The following is a 23714-nucleotide window of genomic DNA, read 5'->3' on the forward strand; positions in this document are numbered from 1 at the left end:
GAGAGAACGAGTATTCATTTCACAGGGGCATGAAACGACTATCTGGAAATGAGGCTCGATGAACGACGGATCGATGGGGCTGGCGAGGCTGACACAAACCCTGCAGCTGTGTGAAAGCGCGTTGGCGGCGGGCGTGATGCTTGGTATCCACCTGACCGTCTTCCACGATGGCGAACTCGTGGCGAACGCGGCATTCGGCGCCGAATCGGCAGGCGTACCGGCTCGCGTCGACTCAGTTGGCGAGATGCGCTGCGCGGTAAAGCCACTCACCGCGCTGGTTCTGGCGGCGGCCGCACAGCACGGCCTGTTGAGTTTGGACGATCACCTTTCGCGCTGGGTGCCGGCCGGGACGAACGCAGTCATTGCCAACTGTACGTTGCGCGAGTTGCTCACTCATCGGGCCGGAATCCCTGAGCTCCGAAGCACGAGAGTCTATTCGGTGGACTTCCACGAATACGTTGACCGACTTCTCGCGCTCCGGATCGCGTCGTGGACGTGGCGCCCGATCGGGTTCTACAGCCTCACGGCCGGGTGGCACCTGCTCGGGTGGGTGGCCGAGCAGGTCCTCGGCGAACCCATTATCGCGCTGACTACGCGCATAATGTGGCCTGGCGCAGAGGATTCGCGCCTGTTAGGACATGCCGAAGAAAATCACCCATTCCTGTTGCGTCACGGGACCGAGAACTGGGAACCGTACGTCGACCAGGGAAAATACCGCTTGTACGACCGGCCAAATCCAGCTTGGGGCGGGTGCGCCTCCGTGAGCGACCTGGTCAGGTTGTACGTCCGTATCCTCGACTGCCTAGAAGGCCAGGCGACAATGGAAGGGGCAGTAGTGCCGATCGAGCCCGCCACCGTAGCTGCCCTGATCCAGCCGTCGATGCCTATCAGCGTCACCACCGGACAGCCCAGTGTCCCGTTCGCCACCGGGTTTTTCCGCGGTGGCACCGGAATCAACTTCGCGGACGATTGGGATTCGGCCGCGTTCGGGCACGGTGGCACGATCGGCAGTCGGTACGGCACCGGGGTGATCTGCGAGCCGGGCAGCCGTACAGTTGTGGCCTACCGACTCAGCAGTTTGAGCCTACGTACCAATGCGTTCGTCTCCGCGGTGGGCACCGCGGTCCGCGCCGACCTGGGCCTGGGCGTCGCGGACCACTGACTTTCGCGCGTACGCGCCGACCACCGATAGCAAACTCTCGCGTGACCGCTCTTGCATACGGTACACCGACAGCCACGCTTGTTCGCCGGCCCGCCGGCGAACAAGGGGATCGCGCGCCAACGCGCCCATTCGGCTGGCAAGAGCTGCTGGATCGCCCATAGCTGTCGCGTCGGTGGTGCCGAGCGGCAGCCGCGGGTCCAAGGTGATCAGCGGGAGGCGGTAAAGCGCGGCCTCGGACAGCACGAGTCCCTGGGTGTCGGTCACCGATGGAAACACAAAGACATCCGATTCCGCATAGACCGCCCCAAGGTCATCGCGCGGGACTCCTCCAAGAAACCGGACCGCGCGGCCGATTCCCGCTGACCGGGCGAATGTCTTCGCCTCGTCGAGCGCCCGGCCGGTCCCGGCGATCACCAGTTCGACCTCGATGCCGGTCGCCACCAACAAAGAGAACGCTCGTAGCAGCAACAGGACATTCTTTTCCGGCACCACCCGCCCGACGTATAGGAAGCGGACCGGCGCAGCCGACTTGGTACGGCGGCGAGCAGGCCAGTTCGCTGGCAGGGTGATTCCGGACGGCCACACCCGCGCCGGAATACCGGAACGGCGCAACGACGCGGCATGCCATTCGGAAAGGGCGAGGACCGTGTCCGCACGTCTGCAGATCATGGTCAGCGCCGCCGTCGCGAAAAACGCCCTACCCCTGACCGTCCCGCGATGCGGGACGAGGGACCGTTCGCGGGTTAGCGGTCTCCGTCGCGCGACCGCCGAAGCCATCAAGGCAAAGGAAATTTTGGCCGCGTTGGTGAGGACGAGCCTGGCCGGCGAATAATATCGGGTGTATGCCACAAAATCCGTCAGGTGCAGCAGGATCGTCCGGATGTTGAGCAGCCGGCCGATCCCGATCCCGCTCAAACCGAGGCGTCCAGGAGTGGCCAGGATGAAGACATCCGCTGGCGAAGTCGACCGTCGGAGCTTCCTGGTCAGCGCGAGCGCGCTGAACACCGCGGTTTGGTCCCCCTGGTAGTTCAGGTCATTGACGGCCGGCACGGCGATCACGTCGTCAGCTGCCGAGCCAACCGCGTTCCCTACCGCGACGAGGCCGACCCGATATCCCGCTGCTCGCAGTGTTTCGATAGTGAAGTCGACCGTTACCGCTACGCCGGCGTGAGTGGGCCAGTAGAGGTCGGTGAAGATCCAGACCGTCGGCTGATCGCGGCCGTTCATGAAATGTCTGTCAGTCGCGTCATCGCGGGCGCTCTTTCCTGGGTAACCATAAGGGGCCGTCGCACATTGACTGCCGAACAGTATTGCCAGACCAGCCATTGAGCGTACGATCCGACGTCGAAGTCGGCCGAGTGTCGTCTCCCGTTTGCCACGATTCTGTCGCGCAACCGCTGGTCGGTGAGCAGTCGCGTCGCGGCTGCCGCGAGCGCGGCCGAGTTGTCTTTTTCCACCGTGAGACCATTTTCATTGTCTCGTACCGTCTCTCGCATCCCGCCCGATCGGGACACGACGACGGGGACTCCGACGGCCATTGCCTCCAGCGGTACGAGGCCAAGCGCCTCCTCGTCAATGGTGGGATACCAGACCAGGTCTGCGGCACGGTAAGCCGCCGGGATCTCGGCGTACGTGAAGCTCGCGAAACGTACCGAGGCGGCGATTCCGAGACGGTTCGCGAGGGCTGTCAGTTCGGCCCGAAACTGATCGGCCCGCTTCGGCGAGCCCACCACATCGCCCGATTCACAGAGCACCAACGTGCCCCCGAGCTTCCGATGAACCTCGGCGAAAGCCCGGATACCACATTCGATGCCTTTCCACCTTTTCAACCGCGCCGGGTGGAAGATCACCGGCCGGGGCATGGCCTGCAGCCGCGCGTCCGCCGGCCCGTCGGGACCAAAAGCGTCCAGGTCGATGCCGAGCCAGCGTACGGCGGTCGACCGGGCGCTGGGTAGCTCCTCTGAAATGTGATGACTGACGTAAAGTACGACCTCCCACGGCAGGTTGAGAACCTGCGGATACAGGGACGGGCGAACCCGGTCGTGAATCGTCGCCACCGCTGGCACAGCCGAGGCTTCGAAAAGTGCATGTGCCAGCTCGGGTCCGAACCTGTGCGGATTGTGGATGTGCACGACGTCAGGTCCGAAGTCGTCGACTTCGGCTGACAGCAACGACGACAGCCGGCCTACCGCTACTGGATCAGGTGGTGCGTCTGGATGCAGCGGAGCGCGAATATCCAGCAGGCGCGCCACGGTGAGTTCGTCAAAGCGCCGGACCTCCACGGTGCCTGGTGTATTTGCCGGTCCAGCACCCGCGACAACACGGACCGCATGGCCCTCCTGTTGCAGCCGGTGGCTGACATCCCAGACATGGCTTTCCACCCCACCTACGGTCGGAGGATAGGCAAACGAGATCTGCAGGATCCTCAGCAACTCATGGTCCGCGGAGGTCATCGAACCCGCCGGTATGGAACGCCGTTGAGCAGCAGGTGCGTCGGCGACTTCGGCGGTCCGACGAGACAGAGCGCGGAACGATCAGTGTGGATCTCCGGTTCCCAGGGTACGTACCCCATCAGATCCTTGCTCTCGTCGGCAACGAAAACTCGGCCGCTCAGGTGTGAATAGCGGGCCGTCCGCGGGCCATCGGTGGCCACCAGTGCGTCATTTTCAGCCGTGATCTCGATCGGCCGTCCGGCCGGACGTGCGTAGGTCCCAGACGCCACCGCGACAGACGGAAGGTCATTGGGGACGTACGCTCGGGCCGCGTCACGGCTGCCCGCCCCCGCGAGATGCAAGAGCTGGTCGATGCTGGACGTACGGATGCCTCGCAGGCCGCGGTCGAAGTCTCGGTTGTCCAGCCAGGCCGCACCAATTCGCAGCTCCGGAATAATCGCCAGTCTGAGCCAACAACCCGACCAGTGACCGTCGTGCCCGATGCACGCCATGCCGCCATATCGCGGCCATTGCGCCACCGCGAGCCCGTGTATTCGCTCGATGTCGAGTCCGACGTCCACTGTGGGGTGGAGAATATCCCGCCGAAGACGCTCGGACAGCAAGGGACGCACGCTGTCCATACCGAGCAGCACCATGCCCAGCCTGGCCAGGTCCGTCACCGACCCGAAAGCACCTGTGCACGGCATGAACTCCGCGGGCAGATCGAACCGGCGCCGTACCCACAGTCGCCCCTTGTCCTGCATGTGCTGCTGGGTGATCGGCCCGGTCATCGCGACCAGCGGGTCGAATGTGGCCCGCCGCATCCTGGCCGGGCCGAACAGAAGATCCCGCATCGCATACGCGAACGGCTCCTGGGCGACCCTCTGGGCGACATAGCCGGCTAGTGCGACGCCCACGTTGCTGTACCCGAAGACACCTTGCTCCGGAAGAGAAAGTCGACCGGTGGTCAGACCCGCACCCAGAGCCCAGCGCTCGAGCGCGTCGTACGACTGGGCAGGATGCGTCGGTGAGGGCGCGACTGGCAACAGTCCGCTGGTGTGGCTGAGCAGGTGGCGCAAGGTCGTGGTGGAGAATCGTTCGGTCTGCTCCGTGTCGGGCAGATATCGAGTGATCGGTTCGTCGAACGAGAGCTCACCCTGGTCAACCAGGATCGCGATGCCTGTCATGGTCAGCAGTTTTGACAGGCTGTAAAGCGGTCCGGCAGTGTCCGTCGTCATCGGCTCTTGTGGGGCGTCAACGGCGCGGACGCCGACTGCTGCGCTTGAGATTGTCCCATCCGCGGAGAAAACGGCTGCGGACGCACCGGGAATCCCTGTCTCTTCGACGAAAGTGTGCAGCACGTCGATGATTTCGGACACCCCGCAGCGCGAAATCGGCAGCGTGCGGGCCTCGGTGGGGATCATCCCTGGAGGGCCATTGAGGCAGCGAGACGAGCCGCTAGTCCGCGCAGGTCGCGGACCTCGAAGAGTTCAATCGCGCCAACCTGCACGCCGAAACGCTCCGACAGGACAGCACTCAACTCGACGATCACCAGCGAGTCCGCGCCAAGCATCGGCAAGTTGTCTGTCATGCTGATCCGCTGGTAAGGCAGCATTTCCAACAGAAGTTCTACCAGCGCGACCTCGGTCTGGTCGGCCGGCGGCTCGTAACGGAACAGCCCGATGGGAGTACGTTCGAGTGCTTCAGCGATGGCGACGCAGTTCTCCCGGTTGATAGTCCCGTCCGGATCGGTGGGAATCGAGCCCACGATCGCGACCACGTTCGTTCCGTTGTGCGGCTCGACCTGGTCGAGCACCAGATCACGCAGCGCCGGACCAAAAGAGAAACCGTCTGGTTCGATCAGAATGTACCGAAGCCCGTCGCTGTTTCGCACTGCCGCCACTTCCCGGACCTCGGCATGGTCGCGAAGCCGCTGGGCAACCGCCTCCAGCTCTTCATAACTCCACATGACGCCTCTCCCTTTGAGACTCGGTTTCCTGTTACCCCGCCGCTCTCGGCGTGCCCAGCATGAATTCGCCTACGGACGACTCGACGTGTGCTGGTATTCCTGTGGCCGCACCGAACAACGCCGAGTCGGCGGTGCCTAGCCCGCAGCCCGCAAGCCCCATCGCGGTCGCGACGAGGTACATCGCGTCGTAGGCGACGCCCACGTTCCGGAGGGTGAGGCTGTACGGCAGCCCTTCGTACTTCCACGCGAGGCGTCCGAAACGTGAGGCGAGTACCACGACGATTGCCGGCTCGCGATCGCACCCGGTGGCCTGTCGCGCACCCTGGACAAATGCGGGCGCGACGTGTGCGGCAGTGCAAACCGGTGTCAGGGTGTGGTTCGCCGGATGGTAGTGATAAAGCAATCGCTCCAAATCCGCCACCGCACCGACGGCCACATACACTTCAAGATCGTGCATTCCGCCGGCGCTGGGAATCGCCCGACGGGTGGATTCGTACCCGTGGTCATTGTCCATTGAAGCCGGGACCACCGACTTGACGCGGAAGATCCGGTAGAGGAATTCACCGATCTGCGGCAGCGTCAGCGGGGTGTCCTGGAACGTACGGACGGATCGTCGACGTTCCATCACGTCCGCGAGAGGGGGATCACATTTGCGCAGAACGTCAAGATCCGGCCGCGGCAACACCACCGACTCGCCGGGCCACGGCTCCCGTAGGGCCGGCAACGGCGCCTTCTGGCCGGCAAAGCGATAGCTCGCGCTAACTCGCCCGGGAGACAAACCACGCCTGCTGTTGTTGTGAAGAAACAAATCGTGCGGCTGCCGGACCGTCAACGCGGGATCGTCGGCTTCCGTCGTATCAGTCCGTTCAATTGCTCCAGACAGGGCGAGCAGCCACATGGCTGCGGGAAGTACCCCTTCTGCCGTCCCGGGTAGAAGGAGGGAGACGTCTGACAAATCCTGAGCATCAGCAAGCGCGGCGAAGATCGTGGCCAGCAGGGGCCGTGACGTGTGTATTTGGACATGGCGTACAAGCTGCTCGAAAAGCAGGACACCGTTGGCGTGGCGCAAAAGCGTGTACTGCGAAGCGCGGTAGGACTCACCAGTGATACCGCGATGATCCCAGACGGGAGCGGCAAGCTGACTGTTCGGGGTCAGTTCGGCGACCGTTCCGTCGTCGTCCACGATAGCGATTTTGATCGCGAACCTGGAAAAAAGGTGTTCTACTTCAAGCCAAAAGCGATCCGAGCTCGGCTTGCCGTCGAGGCCGGCCAGGGCCAGCAGTTCGGCCATGGTCACAGGCCCGTCGCTGAGGCGCAACAATGCCTTCAGGGCACCGTGCGGAAGCTGTCGAAGAGTCAATGTCGACACCTGAGTCCCGATGCGCAATGTCGCCGGTGCGAGCTGATCGATCGGCGCCGTCAAGCGCGGAGTGAAAAGGATCCGGTGTGCCCCGTCCATCACCAACGCACCACCGTGGCGACGGAGATTTGCGGGCCTTCCAGGCACAGCGCTGCGAAACTCCGGAAGGCGGTGGCCCAGCCACGCTCGTCAGGGGCAAGGAGAGTCGTTGGCAGACACAGGCAGAGCTCAGCGTGTCCCTGGTATCGCTGACAAGCCGCGTCTGCCGCGGCCGTCTGACGCATGATCGTCTCAGGCAGTCCACGTTCGCCTTCGGCAGCCAGCACCTCAAGCAGGTCGGAGGTGAAGACAATCAGATACCTGCATCGAATGTCTCTGAGCTCAAGTGCGTCATCAAGCCCGGTTGGGTCCAGGGCCGTGGCAACGAGGCCACTGGCGTCGACTCGATACACGCCAGCGGGAATATCGGCGCCGGGATAGGCTCGAACGTACACACCGGTTGTGTCCGCTACATCGTGGAGCTCTGCCAGGAAATCTAGATCCTTCTCTCGCCGAAATGGCGGACTCGACACTGCCTCCTTCGTCGACACGATATCGGCAACGCAGGTGATCTCGTCCCGGCCGCTATCCAGTGACAGTTCGTCGAACAACGCTCGGTCGGGGACTTCGTAGGTACGCTGCTTCAGTGTGAGACCTTGCTCATGAAGAGCGGCCTCCAGCCGGCTCAGCAACACCGCGGTGTCCTGCCAGGCGACGATCCCCATCCGGTCGCCGGCCACCGCTTTCGCGCTGGCTATCGGGTAGGACGTGACAACAACCATTCCCTCCGCTCCACCAGGAAACCGTGGTAGCCCGTCATCGGGAAGCTCGACCAGTCCTGAACCAGCGGGATCGACATAATGCGTCTGCGCGCCCGGCGGCACCTGTATGCGGGTGAAGACGTTCAGCAGCCGCGTACCGCCGACGGTGGGCGCACGACGATGTCCGCCAACCACCTCTACCAGTACCTCTCGCGCGGACGAGATCCAGTCTGGTACGACCCCGATCTCGGTGGCCGGCATCGGCAGGAAGGTAATCGCCGCGTCCAGTTTGGACATTGATTCCGGCAGATGGACGTCGTCGCGGCTTGTACGCAGGACAACATCGGAGGAGAGAAGGGTGTGGTACGCAGCAAGAGCCGACTCGTCCAAGGTCAGACCAGACCTACCGCAGCACTGACAGGCCGGGTCCCTCGTCACTGGTTCTCGCGTTTGGACTACGCCCCCGTCCGCGATGCGGACGACCGCGCCGGTTGTTCGGCAGACCCCCGCTTGGCTGAGAAATCTGACAACTTCGGCCGCGGCCACTGCGAGCGCGACTCGCTGGCAGGCTTGATCGGTGGACACCCGGCCGGTTTTCCGACCGACGCAACGGGAACAACCTCCTCCGCGCACGTGCAGCAATGGCCCGACGACCGGTTCAGTCGTGCCCAACTCCACGAGCAACTCTGGCAGCCCTTCGGTGCGATGAGGCCGCTCGCGGTCAGAAAGCACGGTGAGGACAAGCTCATTTGGCGCCGCGGTGCGGCGCTCTCGGAAGGACCGGATTCGCCGAACCCCCGATTTCTCAAGATGTTCGGTAAGCACTGTTGCCGCCCAACCGTCGACGTCGAGCCACACTTGTGCGTCCTGGAGCGCGCGCAGAGCCCGCTCGGCCTGCCGTACCCCGATCAGGCGGTCCAACTGCCGAGCTATCTGCTCCGAGGCCGCCGACCCATGTGGTGGATGCTCGGTGAGCACGCCCTTTCCGGCAAGAAGTCCGACTGCGGCCGCGACGGCATCAAGAGGGACTTCCAGTTCGCTGGCCAGCTCGGTCTGACTCGCTCCTCGCCGTAGCCCGGCAAGCAGGTCAAGAATCAACGCGCGACGTTGCGGGCCCGCCAGCCGAATGGTGTCTGGACCACCAAAAATATCCACACCTGCGACAGTGGCCCGTGCGCCAAATCCCGCCACGAAACGAATCACGGGTGAAATCTGGGTCATGCGCATCCCCTTCGATACCTCGGCGGACGGCGGTCCCTTCCGGCTGAACATAAAGGTCATCGAGCCGCGGCCAACAGGCAATGCCCCGGCAATTCAACGACTGCCGGCCAGTTGCCTCGCCTCCGCAGGCGGATGGCTGACAAAGTCGGACCCCGAACGAGGGGAAGGGCGAGAATGACCATCGACTGTGGCATTTCTTCCGTCGCGCCGAGCGCTGTGCGGCTGGTGGTACGCGGCAAATTCGGTGCGGCTTTGGCGCCGTTGGCCAAGGCTGCCCTGCGGCGCCGGCAGCTACCGCTGGTGGAGGGGGCCGCCGAAATAGTGGCCGGTCAGCCTGGAGACGGTGGTCTGGTCATAGTGGCCACAGACTGCGACGACCCGGAGATTGATGAGCTGACCGTCTCCTGTCGGGCGGCTGGGACCGCGTCGCTGCTGGTGGTTCAGGAACACCCGGACATCAGGATCGGCCCTCTCGACCAGCCGGGAACGCCCTGGTGCGCGGACTGTTTTAGCGCGAGGCAAAGGCAACACGACCGTGAGTCACCGCGACGGGCCGTCCTGCCGGAGCCGCGTGTGGATATCGCCCTTGACGGCTACCCAAATTATCTGCTGGCGTTGGTTGCCGAACTGACCGCCGACCGGGCGGTCGCTGCTACCAGTCCGGCCGGCGACATCCTTCTTGTGAACTCCTTCACCATGAACGTAAGAAAATTTGCCATAGTCCCATTGGGTGGTTGCTGCTGACATTCCTTTACCATTCCCAACCGATGCCGTGCCATCCGGCTACCGGATCGACAACGACGATCTGCGTCTCGCCGCTGTCCGAGACATGGAGATCATCGATCTCCTCGTATCCACCGCCGAGGCGACGCTCGAACAGATGAACACAGCGACGCGGCCGATCACCGGGCGGGAAGATGACTCTGGTTATTCCCAGGCGCGCCGCCCGATGGAATCCGGTCATTGTGTTCCTGCCGGCAAAAGGAGCCGCGGAGCTCCGATTGCCATGGACATGGTGCCGGGAAGTGAAATCGTACCGGTGCTCAAAACCGTAGAGATAGGCTTCGCCGGACCGGACAATCCGGTCGAAGCCAATCTCGAAGACACCGATCGGGCCGTCCCGGAACGATGCCTGCTGGCTTACCTGGCATCCGCGGACCGCGTACAGCCGGATCGCATCTAGGTCGTCAGGCGAGTCGGCCGCGACCACAAGCGGCGTACCAGCGACCGCCGATTGACTGGCAATGACGACTCGTTCCGATCGGTCCAGGACAATGCGACGGAAAGGGTCGACGAAAGTAGTCTTCTTCGCAAAAGTAGTTGCCACCCGGTCAATTCGACCATCCAGATTCCCCAACAGGGATTGATAGTTCTCCGGACTCTGAAGAAGCTCACCGAAAGGTACCGTGCGGCGTTCGCCGTGCTGACCCCAGGCGGCCAGAAACGTGCCGCGTTGGTCGCCGGTCAGGCCCAGCGCGACCACAATCCGGTCAATTGTGTCCCGGCGTGGCATCGCGACTACTCTTGCCTCGAGTCCCCGAATTGTCCGTACTGACAACCCACTTTCTGCCGCCAGTCGTTCCTGTGAGTATCCTATGTAATCTCGCGCAGTTCTTAGGAGCGTCGGACCCGACGTGGAGTCACGTCCCTCATGTTCCGACCAGGCTAATGACATTCCTGTGATGCTCCCCTCAATTGACGTTCTCATCTGTTATCAGAGACGTCCGATCGAGATCGAGGTCACAGCACAACGTGGTCAATTAGATAGCAGCTATTTCTTTGTCCAGATGCGGCCGATCGATGGTCAGCTAACTTCGGTGGCATAAGTCAACAGCGCCTGGTCGATCCTTGAACAATTAACGACCCAAACTTGGCGGACCGGTTGGATCTCCAGCAACAGTCGCGCCGATGTCGACGAGCACGGCCTCGTCAGTCGACTCGATCAACAGTCCGGCTTGGAGAGCTGCCCGGTAGAGTTCCGCAGCCGCCTGGTCGGCAGGCAGTGGTGTCGCTGCCAACGGAATCGCGAGGAAAGCCAGTAAATGATGTGGTTTCGCGATGCATATCAGAATAGGCCGAAGTACTGGCACGCGGTCGGTCGGCCTCGGGCTGGGACGATGAGTCGATCTTCACCGATCTGAGGAGCTGGCGCAAATCCCTCGCCATTTGGCCACCAGCTGGCCGTGTAGCGACCAAAATACTGCGCAGCGATTTCGCCTGAGCTTCCTCAATCCGACCGGTCGATTTCAGGAACGGCACGCCTGTCCATTACGGTATGGCGCAGGATTCGTGTCGACTGTTGCCACCGGTCAACCGCAGGTCGCGACCACCGTTCGTGCGACTGCTCGACCACCGTGAACAGGTCCCAATAGCTGGCCCGCCCCAGGAACAACGCGGCGCTGGCAAGAGGTGTCACTAGCGGGCCGGCCGACAGTCGTTTTCGCAAGTACCGTGCCAGTATCGGGGCGGCCGCGACGATCGCACTGACCGCCGCCAGTTGGCGCAACAGCCCGGCCGGCGGCCGGTCGAGGATCGTCGGCCCGATCTGGGTGGCACCGGCCTGCACAATGGACGGCAGGAAGTAGGCCATTCTGGCGATCGTCAGAACGCCCGCGGCGACCAGAAGTCTCGCGGCGCAGCGCATGGGCGGCCGGGTACGCCGGCCACCCAACCGGGGTATCGCGGCGGTGACCGGATAGCACAGAAATCCGATGAGCATCGCGACCACGCCCACGATCGCGACTTGCAGCCAGGCCGACTCGTACCAGTGTGGTGGCTCGACCTCCTGGCGCTTCTGTGGTGCCTCGAATCATCGAGAGTGGGACAAAACCCCCACACTCAGCGGATGGGCGGCAGCTCGCTGATCGATGGGCCGAAAAGACTTTGTATCGATGAGCGGACTTCCCGAACTTTCACCTCAATCCCGAGACGTCAACTGGGTGTGGTTGACAACACAGTGGTGAGCTGTTAAACCGGTTCAATCGTCTATTGAACCGGTTTAATAGGGAGTTCGACATGGTGAACCGGCGGCCCACCATCGCGGATGTCGCCGAGCGTGCGCGCGTCTCGAAGGGTGCGGTGTCGCTGGTCGTGAACGACCGGCCGGGGCTCACTGAGCAGACCCGCGCGCGGATCCTGGCGGCGGTGGACGAGCTCGGCTGGCAACCGAGCCAGCGTGCCAGGGCACTGTCGTACTCGCGTGCGTTCTCGCTCGGTTTTGTGGTTGCCCGGGATCCGGCGCTGCTGCGGTCGGACCCGTTCTTCCCGGCGTTCATCGCGGGCGTCGAGTCCGTGCTGGCGCAGCAGGGTCAGGTGCTGGTTCTGCAGGTCGTCGGCACCGCTCAGGACGAGGTCGCAGGCTATCGAAGGCTCGTACGCGACTCCCGGGTGGACGGTTTTCTGCTGTCCGACCTTCGCCGTGACGACCCGCGGATCCCGCTGCTCAAGGAGTTGGGGCAGCTGGCCGTCACGCTCAACCGGCCGGTCCAGGAGTCCGGCTTTCCGGCGGTGTGCCTGGACGATCGGCCGGGAATCGCGGCGTCGGTCGAACATTTGGCTCAGTTGGGGCATACCCGCATCGCGCACGTGGCCGGGCCGATCGATTTCATGCACGCGCAAGCCCGCCGCGAAGCCTTTCTGGAAACACTGGAAAGACTCGGCATCCCGCCCGGGCCGGTGGTGGTCGCGGACTTCACCGCGGCCGGCGGCGTGGCGGCGACTCGTCGGCTGTTGGCCGATCCGGAGCCGCCGACCGCGATCGTCTACGCCAACGATGTCATGGCTATCGCCGGCATTTCGGCGGCCGCCGAACTCGGCGTCCGTGTCCCGCACCAACTGTCGGTCACCGGGTACGACGACACCGAGTTGGCCGAGTTCGTCCATCCCGCGCTGACCACAGTGCGGGCCGATCCGTTCCGCTGGGGCGAGATCGCTGCCCGTACGCTGCTCGACCTGGTCGAGGGCGGGCGGCCCGCGGACGTGCAGCTCGAGCCGGCCCGGCTGGTGGTGCGCCGGTCGACGGCGGCTCCCGGCTCCCGTCCGCACACCTGAGCACGACCTGGTCGCGGCGTTCCGCGGCCGACGAGCAAACCCGGAGAAATCATGAAAAGCTGGAAACTCGCCGGAATTCTGGCCGCTGTCGCCGCGATCGGGGTTGCCGGCTGTGGTGGCGCAGGACTATCGGCTGCCGACGCGGCCAAGGCGCATGGCCCGATCACGATCTGGTATTCCAACAATGCGGACGAAATCGCGTGGGGCAAGCAAATGGTGGCGGCGTGGAACACCGCGCATCCCGCCGAGAAGGTCACCGCGCAGGAGGTTCCGGCGGGCAAGAGTTCCGAAGAGGTGATTGGCGCCGCGATCACCGCCGGGACCGAACCCTGCCTGATCTTCAACACGTCACCGGCCGCGGTGCCGCAGTTCCAGAAGCAGGCTGGGCTGGTGCCACTCGACGACTTCCCTGGCGCCACCGCCTACATCCAGCAGCGCAGCGGATCGTTGGCTACCCAGTACAAGTCCCCGGACGGAAAGTTCTACCAGCTGCCGTGGAAATCGAACCCGGTGCAGATCTTCTACAACAAGAAGGTCTTCGCCAAGGCAGGCTTGAGCGCGACCAGCCCGAAGCTGGCCACGTACGCCGATTTCCTCGCGGCGGCACAGAAGATCGTCAGCAGCGGCGCCGCCAAGTACGCGATCCTGCCGGCACCCAGCAGTGAGTTCTACCAGTCCTGGTTCGATTTTTATCCGCTGTTCGCGGCAGCCAGCGGCGGCCAGCAGTTGGTCGAGAACGGAAAGGCCCAGTTCAGCTCGGAAACCGGGCTGAAGGTGGCCGAGTTCTGGCGGAGCCTGTACGCGCAGAACCTCGCCGGTAAGGAGACCTATCAGGGTGACGCCTTCGCGGATGGCAAGGCCGGGATGGCGATCGTCGGGCCGTGGGCGATCAAGGTCTACCAGAACAAGGTCGACTGGGGTGTCGTACCAGTACCGACCCCGACCGGTATGCCGGTCAACGCGATCCACACCTTTTCCGACGCCAAAAACGTGGCGATGTACGCGTCCTGCAAGAACCGGGCAACCGCTTGGGACGTATTGAAGTTCGCGACGAGCAAAGACCAGGACGGCAAGTGGTTGTCGCAGACCGGTCAGATGCCGTTGCGGCCCGATCTCGCGCGGCTCTATCCGCAGTATTTCGTCGCGAACCCGCTTTACACCGGATTCGCGGACGCCGCCAGCAGGACCGTCGAGGTCCCCAATGTCGCGAATTCGGTGACCATCTGGCAGACGTTCCGGGACGCGTACTCAAAGTCGGTGATCTTCGGTACGGCCGCGGTGAAGTCCACTTTGGACGGTGCGGCTCAGAAGGTCGACTCGCTGGCCACGAGCGCCTGATGACCACGGCGATCGCGGGTCGGCGGTTGCGGCTGCTCGGCCAGCAGCCCATCGGTGCGGCCTTTGTCGCGCCGTATGCCATTTTCCTGGCGGTGGTGTTCGCTTATCCACTCGTGTTCGCCGTCTACATGTCCTTCCACCGGTATTTCTTCACGGCACCCGGCGCGATCGTGGACCGGCCATTCGTCGGCCTGGCCAACTACTGGACGGTGCTCACAGACCCCGCGGTGGCCCGATCGTTCGGCAATATCGCGGTGTTCCTGGTGATCAACGTGCCGCTGACAGTCGGGTTGTCGCTCGTACTCGCCAGTGCCCTCAACGCCGCCATCCGGTTCCGGACATTTCTTCGGGTCAGCTATTACGTCCCGTACATCACCGCCAGCGTCGCGGTGGTCGGCGTGTGGATGTTCCTGTTCAACTCCGGCGGACTGGTCAACCAGCTGCTGGGTCCGCTGGCGCCGTCGCCGTCCTGGCTGATCAACTCGTCGCTGGCGATGCCGACTATCGCGATCTTCGTGACCTGGAAACAGCTCGGATATTTCATCCTGCTCTACCTGGCGGCCCTGCAGAACGTACCGAACGAACTGTACGAGGCGGCGGATGTGGACGGCGCCGGCCGTACCCGCAAGTTCTGGTCGGTAACGGTGCCAGGCGTGCGACCGGCGACCACGCTCGTCTTCATCCTGGCCATGATCACCGGCGCCAACCTCTTCACCGAGCCCTACCTGCTGACCGGTGGCGGTGGTCCGGACGGTGCGTCCACCTCGCCGGTGTTTTTGATGTATCAAAAGGGTATTGAGCAGGGACAACCCGATGTCGCATCGGCGATCGGTGTGCTGCTTGTCATCGGCGTCCTGATCGTCTCGCTCGCCAGCCGCCGGGTGCTGGAGAGGGGGCAGTGACATGGTCGCCCAATCAGCTCGTACGGTCGCGGTGAAGTCCACAGTGGACAAAACAGCGGACAGGAAGGTCACCGGCCGCCGTGGGCGGTCGAAGTCGTCGCTGCTGCGCCTCGCGGTTCTGCTGCTGGGAGCGCTGGTCTTTCTGTTTCCGTTCTACTACATGCTGGTCGGCAGCCTGCAGACCGCGCCGGACAGCTCGGTGGCCGGCGCCTTCCCGCGACTGGACAATCTGACGCTGGACAACTACGCGCAGATCAACGCGGCCATCAGTCTCGGCCGATCGTTGGTGAACTCCGGCATCTTCACCGGTGGGGTGATCCTCTGCACGGTAGTTTTCGGGCTGCTGGCAGGGTACGCGTTGGCGCAGTTGCAGTTTCGAGGCAGGGTGGTGATGTTCAACCTGGTCCTGCTCGTCCAGGTCGTGCCGTTCCAGTTGCTGCTGGTGCCGCTTTACGTGTTGATCGTGCGAAACTACGGTTTGGGTGACAACTACCTGGGCATGATCCTGCCGTTCGCGATCAACTCCGCGGCGGTGTTCATCTTCCGGCAATATTTCCTTCAGCTGCCGAAAGAGATGTTCGAAGCGGCCCGCATCGACGGTGCCGGCGAGCTGTCGATCCTGTGGCGGGTGGCCGTTCCGCTGGTACGTCCGGCCCTGCTGACGGCCGTCCTGATGACCTTTATCGGGCCTTGGAACGAGTTTCTCTGGCCGTTCCTGGTGACCAAGCAGGTCGGCATGCAGCCGTTGGCCGTGTCGCTGGCCAACTACATCAGCACGGTCGCCGCCCGGGCCACCAACCCGTTCGGGGCGATCCTCGCGGGAGCCTGTGTGCTGGCAGCTCCCGCGGTGGCGCTTTTCGTGATTTTCCAGCGCTATTTCGTGTCCACGGACGTTGGGTCAGGGGTGAAGGGTTGAAGCGTGTCAGCGACTGTTGAGACAACTGTTGTCGCAAGCTCCGTGCCGTACAAGCTGACCAGGCTCGGGGTGCTGATGTCACCCGAGCCCGGCACTGAGTTCGAGGTGGAGGGAGTGCTCAACCCCGCCAGCGGCAAAGCGCCGGACGGGACGCTTTACCTGCTGCCCCGGATGGTGGCCGCTGGCAACGTATCCCGGGTCGGGCTGGCCGAAATCGTGCTGACAGCAGGCGTTCCGACCGGTGTCCAGCGGCGTGGCGTGGCGCTTGCTCCGGAAGAGGGTTGGGAACGCGGCATTGGCAACGCCGGAGTAGAGGATCCGCGAACCACCTACTTTCCGCATCTGGGCTTGCATGTGATGACGTACGTCGCGTACGGGCCACTCGGTCCGCGGCTGGCACTGGCGGTCTCGGAGGATGTAGTGCACTGGTGCCGGCTAGGCCCGGTACATTTCCGCTACCAGCCGGGCCTGGACACCGACCTGAACCTGTTTCCCAACAAGGACGCGGTTTTCTTTCCCGAACCGGTGGCCGGCCCGGACGGCGAGCCAGCGTACGCGATGCTGCACCGGCCGATGTGGGACCTGGGCTGGTTCCGTCCGGGTGAAGGCGTGCACCTGCCGGCCGGAGTGACCGACGACCGGCCGGGCATCTGGATCTCGTACGTGCCGGCGACCGAGGTCGAGCGGGACATCGAGGCCCTTGTCGAGCTGCGCGGCCATAAACAGCTGGCGCTGCCGGAATATCCCTACGAACAGCTGAAAATCGGGGCCGGCCCGCCGCCGATCCGGGTCGAGGAAGGCTGGCTGCTCCTGCATCACGGAGTGACCGGCACGATTCCGGACGGCTGGGACCCCCAGACCCAGCAGGTCAGTTATGGCGCGGGAGCGATGATTCTGGATCCGGACGACGTGAGCAGCGTGCTGGCGCGGTCGGCCGAGCCGCTGATGGTGCCCGAACTCGCGGACGAGCGCGCCGGCGCGGTGTCCAATGTGGTCTTTCCGACCGCGATCGAGCGGATCCAAGGCCAGCATTACGTGTTCTACGGGATGGCCGACGCCAAGATCGGCGTCGCACGGCTGGACCGAGTTTCCTAGCTGGAGGTTCCGATGTCCGTACGTCGCAGAACTCTGCTCGCCGCTGGAATGGCCATACCTTTGGTCACTGTCCCCAAGATCTCCACAGCAGAGCCAAAATTGACCAATCTCGGGCACCTCGACTTCCTCTGTGCCGGAGTACAGCCCGCACAACAAACTGGCCACGACACGTACCAGCTCGACAGTGAGCCGGCGATCGGGGTTTTGTGGACCTACGCCGAGCACCAGAGCGACGGTTCCTTCCGGCGGGTCGGCGGCGGTGCGTACGATCCGGTGACTGGCCACTATGGACAGGGTGCCTTCAACACCGATGACATTGCCCGGGCCTGCGTGGTCTATCTCCGTGACTGGCAACAGAACCATACTGCCGCCAGTGGACGAAAGGCGTACCAACTGCTTCGCGGCCTCACCTATCTGCAGACGATTTCTGGCCCGAACGCGGGAAATCCGCTGCTGTGGATGCAGTCCGACGGCGCCCTGACGCCGAGCGCGACACCGCCGGACAGTCCCGATCCGTCCGACTCCGGGCCGTCGTACTGGCTGGCGAGGTCGATCTGGGCACTCGGCGAGGGATATGCGGCTTTCCGTTCCAGTGACCGAAAATTCGCCACCTTCCTGCGGAACCGACTGGACCTGGCGGTGTCCGCGCTGCGGCGTCAGGTGCTGGTCAAGTACGGCGACTGGGAGGTCAGCGACGGAAGGCGGGTTCCCGGCTGGCTGATCAACGGCGCCGCCGACGCCAGTTCCGAGGCTGTGCTCGGACTCGCCGCGTACGTCCACGCTGGCGGCGGGCCAGCCGCGCGTACGGCATTGGCCCAGCTCGCCGAAGGCATCGCCGCTTTGTCAGCCGGGGACGCGAAAACCTGGCCGTACGGAGCGGTCATGCCGGCCGCCAACAGTCGGTCCAGTTGGCATGCCTGGGCCGCGCAGATGCCGACCGCGTTGGCTGTCGCGGCCACCGCACTCGGCCGGCCAGCCCAGCCGGCAACGGCATTGTTGACAACGGCTTTGTTGGCGGCGGCACTGCGCGATGCCGCCGGTTTCACTCCGGCGTTGCTGACCGCGGGTGGTTGCGACAACGGTTGGCTGCCAGCGCCGATCGACCGCAGCCAGATCGCGTACGGCGTGGACGCGCGCCTTCGCGCACTGTTGACGATCGCGGACGCCACCGGTCGCGACGGTTTGCGGCTGCTGGCCACAATCACCGCCGGTTGGTATTTCGGCGCCAACCGAGCCGGCCAACCGATGTACGACCCGGCCACCGGTGTCACTTTCGACGGGCTCGCGCCGGATGGGTCGATCAACCGAAATTCTGGCGCTGAGTCAACGATTCACGGACAACTCTCGATGCTGGCCCTGGACCGGGCCGGGCTCGCTCGGCTGACCAGGGTGGTCAGCCACGACGGGCTCGAGGTCCTGGAAGCAGAGGCAGGACGGATGGCCGGCGGCGCGGCGATCGTCACGGCGGATCCGGCCTATACCGGCGAATATCAGTGGAGCGGCGGCTCGTACGCGACGCTGCCGACGGCCGCAAGCGTGTCCTGGACACTGCCGGCCGGCAATCGGCCGCTGCTCATCCGCCCGATCGTGGAGCTGACCGACCATCCGGGCCGTACGTCATGGCGGGCCGGCAGCGCCGGGGTCGGCGCCATCGACCACGGCACCGGTGGCGCTCAGGGCATCTCGCCGGTGCCGGGCACGCTGTTGCCAGTCTCGCTGGCTCAATCGGTCCCGGCCGGCGCCACGCTCACCGCGGTCTGTTCGACCGGGCCGGTCCGGATCGATGCGTTGCTCGTCGAGCCGGTCGTCGCGACGCTGGTCATGGCAGGACCGGACGCGGCGCTCGCCTTACTGCGCAACGGAGATCAGGTCTCGCATACATGCACGGTCACCATGCCGGACGGTGGACCGGTCGTGATCGAGACGTACGACGACCAGGCCCGACCGTACGGCCGGCAGGTCTCCTCCCACCGGACGGTTCTTGTCGAGGTTCCACCCGGCGGTTTCGGCACTGTCATCCACGGTCGCGATCCCCGCTTCCTGGATGCTCGAAATCCTGGCGTCGCGATCATGAACTCTTCAGGCTGGACGTTATGAGTGCCCCGAAAATTACTGTTGAGTTTGACTCCACGCGGTGGCCACGGGGTGGAGGCTCGGCCACCCAATAAGCTTTGATCGCTGGCGATCATTTGTGGATTTATTGGAATGGATTTGAAAACCCGCCGCGTCCCCTATACCACTTCCCGGCTCAGACGCACCTCTACTGACCTGAGGTGGGATGACATGTCGAAGTTGTTCTTACCGGACGGGTCGTTGGCGGACGCGTACGTCAAGGCTATCTTCACACTTGCCCCATAGGGAAATCACTAGGCGGGTTTATCAGTGGTAGCACGGATACATACGCACCAAGATCTCGCGACAATTCACGTGCATTGTACCGTGCTTACACAAACGGAGTCCTCTAGTGAAAATCCTCCCACGATACGTCAGAATCAGTGCTGCTGTAGTCGCGGTGCTCTTGGCACTCACCCCAGCGTCTTCAGCAGGCGCCTCAACGCACTCGGTGACTCCGCGTTCCCTGGAGTCGCAAAATGTCCAAGGAGGCACCTTCCGAGTGTACGCGAACGCGGCGACCGGCCAGTGCCTCTTTGCCGACGGCGCGGGGAAAGTGTCCACCTCTCCCTGCGATTTCGGTCGGGCCAACTACGGCCAGAAATGGTACTTGACCGACGTCTTTGGTTATGACACCCCTGTTCAAAACATCCTGGGCCTGTGTATTGACAACTTTCAAGAATCCGTACACACGGACGCCTGCAGGAACGACGCGGCTCAGACCTGGACGATGAATGTCGACAGCAGCAGTGGCAACGACCCTGGCACCTGGGTCAACCGCGACACCGGCCGTTGTCTGGAAGCAGATCCGTCCGGTGCGGTGGCCGCCGAATTCTGCCGGAACGGTGACGCGACCCAGAGATGGACTCAAGTGTTCATCGGGGATGTTTCTCGCTTCATGAACGCGGGAAACTCACTGTGTCTTGACACCGACGTCAGCGGATCGGCATTTCTGTCGAGCTGCACCAGCAACAGCTCCCAACTTTGGTACACCGCCACCTATGGCGCGACCTTCGTCAATTTCGCCAGCGGCCGCTGCCTCTCCACCGTCGTCACCTCAGGCGCCGGGCCGGTGTCGACGAGTGCGTGTGGCGACAGCAATAACAACGACCCTCTCCTCGCCTGGACCTATGACACAAACGGCAGAAATATTCCGATCACTTGGAATCCGAGTGGCCGATGCCTAGACGGCACGGACCCGGCACATCTCGTTGTCCAGGACTGTGCACAAGGCAACGAACAGGTATGGCAGGAAAGACTCTGACCTGCGGCGATCGCGCGGATGGTCGCCGCGGACGAGCTCTCGCCGGATCTAGGACATGACCCGCGCCGTGGCACGCATACCTACCACGCGGATACGTCACCACCGTCCTAGAGCGGCTGGTCTGCCAGCTGGCAGACCAGCCGTACGTGAAACCGGTCGGTGGTGGCACACCGGCCCGGTCGAGAACGCGCATCCGCCGCGTCATCGGTTTTGCGGTTCCGGCAACAGGTGCTGAGGTGATTGCAAACTCTTGTGATCCGTGCACAACTCTACGACCTGCACAGAGACCTGCCACGCGGGGCCGCGCCGATCTGGCTAGTCGGATTCTTCTTTGTCCAGACCAAATTCTTTGTCGATCATGTCAAGGATCGTGATCAACGCTAGGGTCTTGCCGGAGTAGTGGTCTACCCGCCGCTGGTCCCTTTTCGCGCGAGCATCCTGCAGCATCTGCGCGGCATCTGTCTTAGCTTGCGCGACCTGCCGGCGCAGTGACAAGACCTGCCCGAGCATGCTCACCGCACGGCCCGATGCGGAGCCGGACGCCTACGCGGCATCGGCGGGGAATCGTCATACGCCCGCGGATTCATCCCCGCAGCCACCAGCACCGCTTCGGCCACCGCGCGCACGTCACACGGCCACAGGTCATCACACGCCCGGCACGACACACGATCGCGTCGTACTCGCGGCTGATGTGCACTCGACAGATCCCGCGCGGTCAACGTCAGCACCGAATCGGCGCGTACCAGAACGACCATGCCCCGATGCCTCCCATGAAAGAGGACGGACTCCAGCTCAGCGCTATGGATGCACGATGGGGATCGGAGCAAACCCATAGCGACTGAGCTGGAGCCCAGTGAACGGCCAGACGGATCCGGGAGCATCACCCCCGCCGCACCCCTCGTGCCACATGTCACGGCGAGAAGCTCAACCGGACCCGTCCGGCCAGCTTTTACCTGTAGGAAGTTAGAAACCCCAGTCTCGGCTGGACCACTGGCGCCGGCGCCAAGAGCGAATCAGGCAGCTGCCCGACCTCGGCCAGGGCCAGTTGCGCGTCCAACCGCTCAATACAGCGGTGGATGAAGCTCGGACCGTCGCCCAGCTGCACCGAATCCCAGACGCCACCACAACACGAGCAGGTACGCGTACCCACCTGGACTCCGTGTGGGCGATGTTGCACCAACACCGACCGGAACACGTCCAAGTCTCCAGGCGGCAACGACTCAGGCCGCGCCGACATGCCCGGTTCCCCAGCAGTCCATACACGTCGTACGCGGCTGCCGAAACGACGACTCAGACATCGGCAATACCCGCAACCGAAAGACCAGCTTCCAGCCACGGCCCTCACATGACCGGCAAACCTCTTCACCTGGCAAGGTGTCCACCTGCCCATCCGCTGGCTTGTCCATGTGACAAGCCTGTTGACTGGCAGCCTGCTATCCCATGGCTCGCTGGCATATGGCATGTAGTCATAGCCAAACGGCCACCGTCACCCGGCGCACGCCTACAATCACTGTGGATAGCGTTTGCGCAGCTACGGGAGGTCAGCGACCGCGTGCCGGGATACGACCCGATCCGACTCCCGCCGGACTTCTGGACGGATCCGGCGGTCCGTCAGGCTCTGCGTGCGCGCGATATCGGCCAACTGTTCAAGATCATGGGCAGCCTTTCGCCCAAGATCTCGCAGACCCGGATCGGTGTGGCTCTGGGAAAGGATCAGGGCCAGATCAGCCGCATGATCAACAAGACCAAGGAAAAGACGCTCGGCGTTCTTATCGACATCGCCAACGGCCTCGACATGCCACAGAGCGCGCGCTACGACCTTTTGCAGGACTTGATAGGCACGCAGCATCAACCCTCGCTCACTCCGTCGAGCGCGGGCGACACTGCACCCGATCTGACCGTCGGTCTGACCTATCCGACCGGCGACGAACCGGACCGCGTCAGCATCGCCGATCTGCTCCGAGTCGACCTCGACGGCAATCCGGGCATCGTTGCCGCCGCTGTCGATCTCGACGCTTGGAAGAACACGTCCATGCAGTGGATGCTGGCTGACACCGACCAGGCCGCACCGGCCGATCTCGGCCGAATCGCTGGCGTTGAAGGGATTCGCCGTACGACCGAGCTTTTCGCGCGGCTAGACAACCAATTCGGCGGAGGCCACGCCCGCCAGGCCCTCGTCCAATACCTGCGCAGCGATGTCTTGCCACTGCTGGACGAGCACCAACCCGGCCCGGTCCGCCGCGACCTGTACCGCGCCACCGCCGAGGCGGTCATGCTGGTCGCGTGGATGTCGTACGACGCAGGCAACCACGGACTTGCGCAGCGATATTTCATCCAGGCAACAAAAATCGCCGACTCAGCCGGAGACCGCGTACTCTCCGCCAGCATCATGGACGCAATGAGCCACCAGGCAACATTCGTCGGTAAGTACACCCAAGCTGCACAACTCGCACAGGCCGCGCAAGCTGGAACCCGAGGCCGCGCCACCGCCACCCTGACCGCCCACTTCTCCCTCATGGAAGCCCGCGCACTCGCCCGGCAGGGCGACGCCACCGGCACTGACCGGGCCATCTCGAAAGCCGTCACTCTCTTTGACAAGCGCAAGCCCGACGACGACCCCGAGTGGATTCGGTACGTCGACGAAGCCGAGCTGGCCGCAGAAATTGGCCATTGCTTCCGCGACCTCGGCCGCCACCAGGACGCCGCCGGCTACCTCCTGCAATCGGTATGCGGAACCAGCGACGAATACCTACGCAGCAACTATTTCGCCACCATGGTGCTGGCTGACGCGCACCTAGCCGCAGGTGACCGCGAACAAGCTCAATCCATAGCACTCAAAGCCATCGATGTAGGTGAACACTTGAAGTCCGCGCGAACCGTCGAGTACCTCCGCGAATTCAGGGCTCGCCTCGCCCTGGCCGGCCCGAGTGTGATGGATCGGAGCTTTATTTCCGCAGCCGAACTACATACTTTATGGCGCCTCGCAGCTCCCGCATAAGCAGTCAAGCCGCGTGATGCTGCTGCCCGAACGTATGCAGTAGAGCCAGCCGAGCCGTCACTGGAGTCCCGCGTTGCTCTGTGTCGTTAGTGACT

The 23714-nt window shown here is 63.6% G+C and carries 19 protein-coding genes; 10 read left to right on the forward strand and 9 right to left on the reverse strand.

Going from position 1 to position 23714, the window contains the following annotated elements; genetic code table 11:
* The first annotated feature begins 58 nt into the window (after positions 1 to 58).
* The gene (locus ABD301_RS40755; RefSeq protein ID WP_344315376.1) at positions 59 to 1162 is read left to right on the forward strand and encodes a serine hydrolase domain-containing protein; all 1104 of its coding nucleotides are present in this window, start codon (positions 59 to 61) and stop codon (positions 1160 to 1162) included.
* On the opposite strand, the gene ABD301_RS40760 is transcribed toward ABD301_RS40755, so the two are convergent.
* From ABD301_RS40760 to ABD301_RS40785, 6 genes are all read right to left on the reverse strand, one after another.
* Entirely contained in the window at positions 1085 to 2389 is a 1305-nt protein-coding gene (locus ABD301_RS40760; RefSeq protein ID WP_344315377.1) for a glycosyltransferase, read from the reverse strand. The genes ABD301_RS40755 and ABD301_RS40760 overlap by 78 nt on opposite strands.
* Positions 2386 to 3543 carry a glycosyltransferase family 4 protein gene (locus ABD301_RS40765; RefSeq protein WP_344315378.1) on the reverse strand — a complete coding sequence of 386 codons (1158 nt, stop codon included), beginning with the start codon at positions 3541 to 3543 and terminating at the stop codon, positions 2386 to 2388. The genes ABD301_RS40760 and ABD301_RS40765 overlap by 4 nt, the downstream gene beginning before the upstream one ends.
* Before the next feature lie 68 nt (positions 3544 to 3611).
* Positions 3612 to 5018 (reverse strand): serine hydrolase domain-containing protein, encoded by a 1407-nt coding sequence (locus ABD301_RS40770; RefSeq protein WP_344315380.1) that lies wholly within the window; start codon positions 5016 to 5018, stop codon positions 3612 to 3614.
* Positions 5015 to 5563, reverse strand: a complete 549-nt coding sequence (locus tag ABD301_RS40775; RefSeq protein WP_344315381.1) for a phosphopantetheine-binding protein — start codon at positions 5561 to 5563, stop codon at positions 5015 to 5017. The genes ABD301_RS40770 and ABD301_RS40775 overlap by 4 nt, the downstream gene beginning before the upstream one ends.
* A gap of 31 nt (positions 5564 to 5594) precedes the next feature.
* On the reverse strand, positions 5595 to 6986 hold the full coding sequence (locus ABD301_RS40780) for a SagB family peptide dehydrogenase (protein WP_344315383.1): 1392 nt from the start codon (positions 6984 to 6986) through the stop codon (positions 5595 to 5597).
* Between the two features lie 35 nt (positions 6987 to 7021).
* Positions 7022 to 9004 (reverse strand): hypothetical protein, encoded by a 1983-nt coding sequence (locus ABD301_RS40785; protein ID WP_344315385.1) that lies wholly within the window; start codon positions 9002 to 9004, stop codon positions 7022 to 7024.
* 114 nt (positions 9005 to 9118) lie between these two features.
* On the opposite strand from ABD301_RS40785, the gene ABD301_RS40790 reads away from it, so the two are divergent.
* Positions 9119 to 9688, forward strand: coding sequence for a TOMM precursor leader peptide-binding protein (locus ABD301_RS40790; protein ID WP_279581062.1), 570 nt, complete (start codon positions 9119 to 9121; stop codon positions 9686 to 9688).
* A gap of 7 nt (positions 9689 to 9695) precedes the next feature.
* Here the strand turns inward: ABD301_RS40790 and ABD301_RS40795 are convergent, their stop codons facing one another.
* Together ABD301_RS40795 and ABD301_RS40800 are read right to left on the reverse strand one after the other, a co-directional pair.
* Complete coding sequence (locus ABD301_RS40795) at positions 9696 to 10652, reverse strand: helix-turn-helix domain-containing protein (protein ID WP_344315386.1); 957 nt, start codon at positions 10650 to 10652, stop codon at positions 9696 to 9698.
* A gap of 519 nt (positions 10653 to 11171) precedes the next feature.
* Entirely contained in the window at positions 11172 to 11534 is a 363-nt protein-coding gene (locus ABD301_RS40800) for a hypothetical protein (RefSeq protein ID WP_344315387.1), read from the reverse strand.
* 425 nt (positions 11535 to 11959) lie between these two features.
* Between ABD301_RS40800 and ABD301_RS40805 the strand changes: the two genes are divergently transcribed.
* The 7 genes from ABD301_RS40805 to ABD301_RS40835 all read left to right on the forward strand — a co-directional run bounded on the left by ABD301_RS40805 (position 11960) and on the right by ABD301_RS40835 (position 20621).
* Positions 11960 to 12994, forward strand: coding sequence for a LacI family DNA-binding transcriptional regulator (locus ABD301_RS40805; protein WP_344315389.1), 1035 nt, complete (start codon positions 11960 to 11962; stop codon positions 12992 to 12994).
* Positions 12995 to 13045: 51 nt separating this feature from the next.
* Positions 13046 to 14332 (forward strand): extracellular solute-binding protein, encoded by a 1287-nt coding sequence (locus ABD301_RS40810; protein WP_163569430.1) that lies wholly within the window; start codon positions 13046 to 13048, stop codon positions 14330 to 14332.
* Positions 14332 to 15234, forward strand: coding sequence for a carbohydrate ABC transporter permease (locus tag ABD301_RS40815; RefSeq protein ID WP_163569429.1), 903 nt, complete (start codon positions 14332 to 14334; stop codon positions 15232 to 15234). The genes ABD301_RS40810 and ABD301_RS40815 overlap by 1 nt, the downstream gene beginning before the upstream one ends.
* A 1-nt stretch (position 15235) precedes the next feature.
* Positions 15236 to 16150 carry a carbohydrate ABC transporter permease gene (locus tag ABD301_RS40820; RefSeq protein ID WP_344315390.1) on the forward strand — a complete coding sequence of 305 codons (915 nt, stop codon included), beginning with the start codon at positions 15236 to 15238 and terminating at the stop codon, positions 16148 to 16150.
* A gap of 3 nt (positions 16151 to 16153) precedes the next feature.
* Entirely contained in the window at positions 16154 to 17245 is a 1092-nt protein-coding gene (locus ABD301_RS40825) for a glycoside hydrolase family 130 protein (protein ID WP_344315392.1), read from the forward strand.
* Positions 17246 to 17257: 12 nt separating this feature from the next.
* Entirely contained in the window at positions 17258 to 19342 is a 2085-nt protein-coding gene (locus tag ABD301_RS40830) for a hypothetical protein (RefSeq protein WP_344315394.1), read from the forward strand.
* Positions 19343 to 19859: 517 nt separating this feature from the next.
* A complete protein-coding gene (locus ABD301_RS40835) occupies positions 19860 to 20621 on the forward strand; it encodes an RICIN domain-containing protein (protein ID WP_344315395.1) in 762 nt (253 codons plus the stop codon).
* 315 nt (positions 20622 to 20936) lie between these two features.
* On the opposite strand, the gene ABD301_RS40840 is transcribed toward ABD301_RS40835, so the two are convergent.
* Complete coding sequence (locus ABD301_RS40840; RefSeq protein ID WP_344315396.1) at positions 20937 to 21137, reverse strand: hypothetical protein; 201 nt, start codon at positions 21135 to 21137, stop codon at positions 20937 to 20939.
* Positions 21138 to 22173: 1036 nt separating this feature from the next.
* On the opposite strand from ABD301_RS40840, the gene ABD301_RS40845 reads away from it, so the two are divergent.
* The gene (locus ABD301_RS40845) at positions 22174 to 23619 is read left to right on the forward strand and encodes an NsdA family TPR-like regulatory protein (protein ID WP_344315398.1); all 1446 of its coding nucleotides are present in this window, start codon (positions 22174 to 22176) and stop codon (positions 23617 to 23619) included.
* Positions 23620 to 23714 lie beyond the last annotated feature (95 nt).

It is taken from the genome of Fodinicola feengrottensis, from assembly GCF_039530045.1.
GTDB classification, from domain to species: domain Bacteria; phylum Actinomycetota; class Actinomycetes; order Mycobacteriales; family HKI-0501; genus Fodinicola; species Fodinicola feengrottensis.